The following is a 6,417-nucleotide window of genomic DNA, read 5'->3' on the forward strand; positions in this document are numbered from 1 at the left end:
CTCATGCTCTTATCAAAAATATTTCCTTTTAGTCAAAACCATTGAAGGACGGGTAAGCATTTTCCCCGTGCTGGGTCACGTCAAGTCCGATCATCTCATCCTTCTCATCCACCCTGAGTCTGGTGAAAATGCGGATAATGCCGATACAGATCAGTGAGCCGACCACCGCAACTGCTATGGTGACAATAATACTGATGACCTGCGCGATAAACAGTCCTGTCTCGCCAAACACCAGGCCATTCCATTGTGCTACAGAGTTGATGGAGCTCTGACCGAACAGTCCGGTGGCTATGCCGCCCCAGATACCGCCGATACCGTGGCAGCCAAAGGCGTCCAGAGAGTCGTCGATCTTCAGTTTGTGTTTGATCAGATTGATCATGAAGTAGCAGATAGGGCTCACAAGAGCGCCGATGATAAACGCAGACCAGATAGGCACAAATCCGGCTCCCGGCGTGATGGCCACCAGTCCCACCACGAGACCTGTACAGGCGCCTACCAGTGTGGGCTTGCCCTCCTTTACCGTGTCAATGAGCATCCAGGACAGAAGAGCCGTTGCCGCGGACACGGACGTGGTCATAAACGCATGGGCCGCCAGACCGTCTGCTGCCAGCGCGCTTCCCGCGTTAAATCCATACCATCCGAACCAGAGCAGAGACGCACCCAGCACCACAAAGGGGATATTGTGGATGCGGTAGGATGTCTTCTCGTAGCCTTTGCGCCTTCCAAGGTAAATGGCCAGCACCAGGGCGCTCACGCCGGAGCTGATGTGTACCACATTTCCTCCCGCAAAGTCCACAGAGCCGATGGAAGCGAGAAAGCCTCCCTGTCCCCACACCATGTGGGCCATCGGATAGTAGACGATGACCGACCAGAGGGCAATAAACGCGAACAGCGCCTTAAATTTCATCCTGCCCACCACAGCCCCGGTGATAAGAGCCGGTGTGATCATAGCGAACATCATCTGAAATCCCGCATAGACAAGATGAGGGATCGTGTCTGAATAGGGGCCTGCCTCCCAGCCAACGCCGTTGAACGCCAGCCATCCGAAATCCCCGATCACCCCGCCGTGATCGCTGCCAAAGGCAAGGGAATAGCCAAAGAGCACCCACATAAATACGGACAGTCCCATGATCGCCACACAGGCCATCATGGTGTTGACCACATTTTTCCTTCTGACCAGGCCGCCGTAGAAAAAGGCCAGCCCCGGCGTCATGATAAATACAAGCGCCGCACAGACCATCATAAATCCAGTGTTTCCTGTGTCCATAAAAATACCTCCCGTGTATCCTTTAGATTAAAACGAAAAAACGCCTGACCGGTGAAGGCGTTTTACCGTCTCACCGTCAGGCGTCTTTGTCTTGTGGCTAAGTCTAGCAGATGGCAATCCTGAAATCAAGGAAAATCGTTTTTTAAATAACAAGTTTGTTAAAAATTAGAGAATATCTCCCGATTTCTCTTTGATTATCAGTCAAATTCACAAGGCCGGGTGGTGCATGCCCTTGTACTTTTCCCGGGTGGCAAGTCCGCCCCGTATGTGCCGCTCAGACTTGTTCACATCCAGCACCTTCCGCGCTTCCCGGGCCAGGGACGGATTGATCTGGAGAAGGCGGTCGGTCACGTCTGGTCGTGTCAAGGTAGGAATAAAAAATTTCGGATATAATTGTTCATGTGCAAAATTTAAAATGAATTCACTCCTTCTGCTGTAAGATCCATTTCGCGTGCCGTGTTTTTCCTTCTGCAGCCACTAATCCTTCTTTCTTCATTGCCTGTAGTAAATTCGATACTTTTTTTGACTTCTGCCCCTCATCCAAAACCTCCGGCAATGCATTTTCCAACACTTCCATTATTTCCCGTTTACTTGCTTCTCCCATTGCCTCTAATGCTTTCACAATTAGCTGCTTACAGATATCATCCTCCAAGCCTCTATTGCGAATATAAGCCGCCTTTTGCCCTACAATATCTGCAACCTTAAAAGAGACAAAAATATTAGGATATCTGCCTTCTACCAGTCCCTGTCTTTTCAGCAGCTTAAAACTCTCTTTTGAGATTACTTCTTTCTTTTGTACTTTGTCCAAAAGAAATACCATTCTCATATTTAATTCTGTGTCCGCATGCAAGAGCTGAGTATAATTTTTGTCCAGGATTTTTCCATAGACCGTAACCCTTACCCTGTTCGCAATGCTTAAATCATATGTTGGCAATGGAAAACATTTATCCCTCTGTATCTGATACATCATTGGAATCCCCATTGAATTTGTATCAATCATATACAAATTAACCATTGCATTGCATAAAAACACATTTCTATAATATGGCGGTTTATATCCCGGTTCCAAAGCTGTCTCTATTGTCTCAGGTATAAATGCCCCTTCGTTGATAAAAACCAGCTTGTCTTCAAATTCCTCTACATTAATTTTCCCTCTCATGCGATAGTCTTGGTGTGCAATACAGTTATTTATAATCTCTTTAATCAGCTCGGGCTCATACTGATTTACTTCGTCTGGAAACAACGTCTGCTGCCCTGCTATATATCGATATTTTTCATTTCGTATTTTATTGTAGACTTTATCAACAGCAAGCAGCATCGGCATGTCAAAATGTTCATATGCTTTAACTGAATTATCCGCATTATAAAGCGTCCATGTTATTCTCGGAATAAAGCCATCGAAAAAATAAGCTGATTCACTTTTCCCAAGTAAAAGTAAGGCCGTCCTTGTTATTTTCCCTTTAATCGTAATTCCTGCTTTATTTAGTACTTCCACGTCCGACAACTTGCTTAAGATCTCCTGAGCTTTTCCCCTATCGCTCTGTCGTTTTGAAAATAGCTCTCTCGCTTTTTTTACTGCAACCGGATCCAAATCTTCCACTGATGCTTCTTTGACAATCTCTTTAGACCAATCCATTCCAATCTGACTTCTAATCAAGTCAACTTTATTCATTGGGAGCGGACATAATGATTCATGCTCCCTCGCATAAGCAGCGCCCTGCCATGTTGTAGGAATGCCTCTGATTGCCGGAGGAATCTGAAATGCTATAATCCGACATTTATGCATACTCAATTCATAAATTTCCAAAAATGTCAACCGTTCATTAGTTCCATTTACAAGTTCCTTTTTCAGACTCTGCAGCCCACCTTGTTTTCTGAATTCTGTTCCTGTAAATTTCTTGTCATTAGAAATGCCAAACACCAGCCACGCTTCCTGAAAGCCACGGATATTTGCTTCATTGCTAAGCGCAGAAAAATATTTGCCAATATCATTAAATGAATAGTTTGTTTTCGCTTCTTTAAATTCAACGACTTCACTTTCAAACGACTCTATCATTTGTATGATTTTTTCTTTCAATTGAATATCTGTATAAATCATATACTTCTGTCCTCTCCAATTATCTGCATATTCCTTTGGTACTTTCTTGCTATAGCTAATTCTATGACTAAACTATGACTTTCTATGACTAATTCTATAACTTTTTATGACTAATCCTATAGCTAAACAATAACTTTCTAAAGCTAATTCTATCTGATTTATAGTCCAAACACAAGAATATACAAAAAATCACCCGGCACATTTCTTTGTACCGGATGACCATATCCCTTTACCCATGTTGATGAAGATATTTCTCTCTCGTAGCCATCCCTCCCCGGATATGCCGCTCCGATTTATTCATATCCAGCACCTTCCGCGCTTCCCGGGCCAGGGACGGATTGATCTGGAGAAGGCGGTCGGTCACGTCTTTATGTATCGTTGATTTGCTGACCCCAAACTGCTTTGCCGTCTGCCTCACGGTTGCCTTATGTTCAATGATATAACATGCGATCTCCACTGCCCTCTCCTCAATATACTCTTTCATAAAAACCCCTGCATACATTCTTTTTACAATGTATGCAGGGGAATAAAAAGTCATGCTTTCCTTTCAAAATCATCCTGTACAATGATCGCCTTCGTAATCCTTCCTGGAAATTACAGCTTTTATATGATATCCTCCATTCTGATCTTACTGTTGATCGGCGGTGCGATAATCCCCTTTTTTTTCAATCGCATCAAATCCACTGATAAAATTCTTCAGCTTTTTATTTTCATCCGAATTATTGTTAAAATAAAACCTCTTATGACCGGCATACCTGTATACTTCCCCTATATCCGTTTCTCCATCCGCGTGCTGGCCGTAATATATATAATTTCCCTGGCTGGAGAGTAATACACATTCGCCAAACAGATCCGTTTTCAAATTTTTCTTATTTGTAATACCGTTTTCATGATGAAATGAAGATTCTACTGCAAGTTTTCCCTCACTATAAATATTATCTCCGCAGTAAGCAATGTTAGAATTATTGTTTGCATCATGAACATCAAACTCCCTTGGTATTTTCTTCTGGCATCTTCCATCTACATAATATTCATCGTATGTTAATATGTCAGTGACACGCATGACATATACCATAGGCAGCTTTTCTTCTTTTTCTCGTCCCAGCCTTGGCAGCAAGCTTTTACCCGCCAGGCCGATGACAAAGATATCCTGTTTTGTAATAAACTCTTCCTTAGACACACAGCCCAGTTCAGATAACACTTCCGGATTACTCTTTAAAAATCCTTTCCATTTTTGATCTATAACTTCCTTTTTTATCCTAACGGTTTGCTTCTTTCAAGCTTTATCCTTTCTTTTATGTTCTCTTTGACTTTTTCATACAAATAATTTTTAATCCCCTTTCGTATCCTGGGCTTACAGCAAGCCAATGTGCATGTTCCGTAAAACGGATTAGGCGCAAACCCCGTGTCGCATTTCATAACATACTCATAAACAATCATCGGCTGTTCCTCCTTGAACATTATCTGCCGTGAATCCGCAAACCTTCAGGAACATATCCCAACTTTTTTAGAGGAGCAGGGGCTTTCTGTAAAAGATAATCCGGATTAAAAAGCTGCTATTTATAAAAAACAGGTGTCTATCCACAGTACCGCACTATCGAAACAACAAACCAGTCTGTCATAAAATCCGTCCCAAAGAGTTCTGCTCATGCGAAGCTTATGGAAACCTCTGAAAAAGGCATGGCACCAAATCATCTTTTCATGTATAAAGAAATGGGCGAATTCCATAGGCCTTGTACGGTAGATAAAGGCTGGTAAAAACGACTCGCTCTCTTTCTCCTTTATCCTTTATTCTATAAAAATTTTTTCTTTATGCCCATCTCATTCATTTGTCAGTATCAGTCAACCACTCTTCAACCAGAACAGTCTCCTCTCCAATAGCCTGAGCAATCTGTTCCGCTGCCATGCCCATTTTCACAAGATTGAGAGCTATAGTCCGTTTTTCTTCCTGCTTTCCCTCCTGTTTGCCTGTCTGTCTGCCTTCTTCCCAGGCTTCCTCCCGCTCTTGTCTTATATGCCTCGCCTGGTCATACTCATATATGCTCATCCTCTTTGCCTCCGCTCGATATTTCCTTAAAAACTCTTCAAGGATCCCCTCCCGAATACATTCCGTTATCGTGCGCTCCACCGCCTCTTCTATGGGCAGCTCCGCGGCATAGCTTCTTATGCGGGCTGTGTACTTGGCATAGTCCGCCAGGGTCTTACACGCCCTCATAAGCTCCGGATTGTGGCCCACGTTGATATTCAGCATCACCGCCTCCAGCTCCAGCTTATGCTCCTCTTCCTCCACCTCGTACAAGTCGGACAGCCGCAGTATCCGCCTGTCAGGCTGTTTCTCCTCCCCGTTGTAGAAGATGATAGACTGGGGCGGCGGAAGGTTGGGGCTGTAGGTGGACTGGTGCTCGTACAGGGAGAGCCGGGATCCTTATACTGTTTTCCTCTTACCGCATTATAGAGTCCCAGCAGCTCCTTCTTGTTGCTGAACACCATAGTAAAAAGCGAAGATTTGTAGTTCCGGTTTGGAACAGGATACCTCTTCTTTTCCCCGCCCTGCTTCTTCCGGTTCTGCTTCTTTTATTTTCTGCTCATAGGTACCTCCTTTTTTAAGAATCGCAGGAGGCAGCCTGTAAAAGTAAGACAAGATATCATGATCTCCAGAAAACCTCTCTGTTTTGTCGATGGGAATAAAAAGCATTGAGATTTCTTTTAGATCTTCTTATCAGACTTGCAGACACGGCAGACGCCGCAAAAGAAAAAAACTGCCAGAAATATAATGCTTTGAATATATAATAGCATATATTTCAAAAAGTTTCCATAAGCGTTTCAATTAAAATCAATACACAAATACATGGGCGTACATTCTGTTTCTGACTCATCAGCAGTAAAATGCATATCTTCCTCTAAGTTTTCAAAACCATTTCTTAAATATAGACTATAGCCTTCTTTGGTAGAATTCAATGTAACAAACATAAAGCCAAGATGATTTCTCCGAATTTCTTCAATCCTGCTCATACAGTCATCAAGAAGAATATCTGACAAATTAATCTTCAGA

Annotated in this window: 9 protein-coding genes; all 9 read right to left on the reverse strand. The window is 43.2% G+C overall.

The window, feature by feature from the left end; all coding sequences use genetic code 11:
* Positions 1-28: 28 nt before the first annotated feature.
* Entirely contained in the window at positions 29-1,267 is a 1,239-nt protein-coding gene (locus H7U36_RS11600) for an ammonium transporter (RefSeq protein WP_138304833.1), read from the reverse strand.
* A gap of 207 nt (positions 1,268-1,474) precedes the next feature.
* Complete coding sequence (locus H7U36_RS11605; RefSeq protein ID WP_408610362.1) at positions 1,475-1,684, reverse strand: sporulation transcriptional regulator SpoIIID; 210 nt, start codon at positions 1,682-1,684, stop codon at positions 1,475-1,477.
* Between the two features lie 4 nt (positions 1,685-1,688).
* A complete protein-coding gene (locus H7U36_RS11610) occupies positions 1,689-3,365 on the reverse strand; it encodes a DUF8451 domain-containing protein (RefSeq protein ID WP_033125124.1) in 1,677 nt (558 codons plus the stop codon).
* A gap of 229 nt (positions 3,366-3,594) precedes the next feature.
* Complete coding sequence (gene spoIIID, locus H7U36_RS11615; RefSeq protein ID WP_205156205.1) at positions 3,595-3,849, reverse strand: sporulation transcriptional regulator SpoIIID; 255 nt, start codon at positions 3,847-3,849, stop codon at positions 3,595-3,597.
* A gap of 144 nt (positions 3,850-3,993) precedes the next feature.
* Entirely contained in the window at positions 3,994-4,566 is a 573-nt protein-coding gene (locus H7U36_RS11620; RefSeq protein WP_138304829.1) for an Nmad2 family putative nucleotide modification protein, read from the reverse strand.
* A gap of 53 nt (positions 4,567-4,619) precedes the next feature.
* A complete protein-coding gene (locus tag H7U36_RS11625; protein WP_033125122.1) occupies positions 4,620-4,805 on the reverse strand; it encodes an Nmad2 family putative nucleotide modification protein in 186 nt (61 codons plus the stop codon).
* Positions 4,806-5,190: 385 nt separating this feature from the next.
* Positions 5,191-5,664, reverse strand: a complete 474-nt coding sequence (locus H7U36_RS11630) for an RpnC/YadD family protein (protein WP_052083945.1) — start codon at positions 5,662-5,664, stop codon at positions 5,191-5,193.
* Positions 5,665-5,814: 150 nt separating this feature from the next.
* Positions 5,815-6,060: a hypothetical protein gene (locus H7U36_RS11635; RefSeq protein ID WP_205156206.1), complete on the reverse strand. Its 246-nt coding sequence runs from the start codon at positions 6,058-6,060 to the stop codon at positions 5,815-5,817.
* Positions 6,061-6,188: 128 nt separating this feature from the next.
* Positions 6,189-6,417, reverse strand: a 229-nt coding sequence (locus tag H7U36_RS11640; protein WP_330637123.1) for a hypothetical protein, incomplete at its 5' end; no start/stop codon positions are given.

Source organism: Faecalicatena fissicatena (assembly GCF_016900595.1).
Lineage (GTDB): Bacteria > Bacillota > Clostridia > Lachnospirales > Lachnospiraceae > Claveliimonas > Claveliimonas intestinigallinarum.